The 793-nt window shown below is 45.4% G+C and carries 1 protein-coding gene and 1 pseudogene; one reads left to right on the top strand and one right to left on the bottom strand.

Features of this window, described 5'->3' with window-relative positions:
* Positions 1–232, top strand: a pseudogene (locus tag L693_RS0106610) (alpha/beta hydrolase); the annotation flags it as partial.
* A gap of 110 nt (positions 233–342) precedes the next feature.
* Here L693_RS0106610 and L693_RS27755 read toward each other — a convergent pair.
* The coding region (locus L693_RS27755) for a hypothetical protein (protein ID WP_155983774.1) at positions 343–793 on the bottom strand (451 nt) is incomplete at its 5' end.

The raw sequence follows: 793 nt of genomic DNA, 5'->3' as shown, positions 1-793 counted from the left end.
GACTCAGTTCGGTATAAGTAAAAACGGGAATGATCAGATCGAGCAAAGCTGGCAGATCGGGCAACGGGAGATGCTCAATATCTCTACAAACAGCAAATTTATTGTTGCTAAGAAGAGCGAGCATATGATTATCCATGATCAACCAGAGCTTGTCATTCAGGTAATCCGTGAGCTCATCTCCAATATCAATCACCCTCAACCAACCGTTTCTAAAACAAACACAGATGATTAGGGGCTTTATATGTTGATGGTTGCATAAAACTCAAAAAGACGCCCGGGTTCCTTCTATATAAAGGAACCCGGGCGTCTTTGCTACCCAACACTTATTCTCGTTGATTGATCTTAGGACAAAATGGACTTATTTTCAGGTGATGCTTCTGCGACCTTGCGAAGAATCTGTCTCAGTACTTTAGCATTTTCGCCAACATAACCGGAATCAAGCAGCACATCGTGCGTACCGATGACTCCGTACTCCTCGTATTGACCAAGCGTCGTCTGTTGCCATAGCAGTTTATCTGATGATGTCACCGGACCGATGCTATCGTCTTCTGCAATCAAGGCATGGATATTCGCTCGAACTTCACCCGCGTTAATAAGCTCATTTCGGTAGATGGAGTAGATCAACATTTTGTCTTTGACTCGCTCCCTGTCAGATGGTTCAGCCAAGAATGCTTTGTACTGATCCCCAATGCTGTCCAGCACCGCCTCGACGATCTCTTCAAGCTGCTCCGGCGTCGATTCATCCTTGGACATCTTTCTCATAGCATCCACCATAATGATGTCGCTGACATGG

It is taken from the genome of Paenibacillus sp. 1-18 (assembly GCF_000520755.1).
In the GTDB taxonomy this organism is placed as follows: Bacteria; Bacillota; Bacilli; order Paenibacillales; family Paenibacillaceae; genus Paenibacillus; species Paenibacillus brasilensis.
This window is presented reverse-complemented; position numbering and strand designations above follow the sequence as displayed.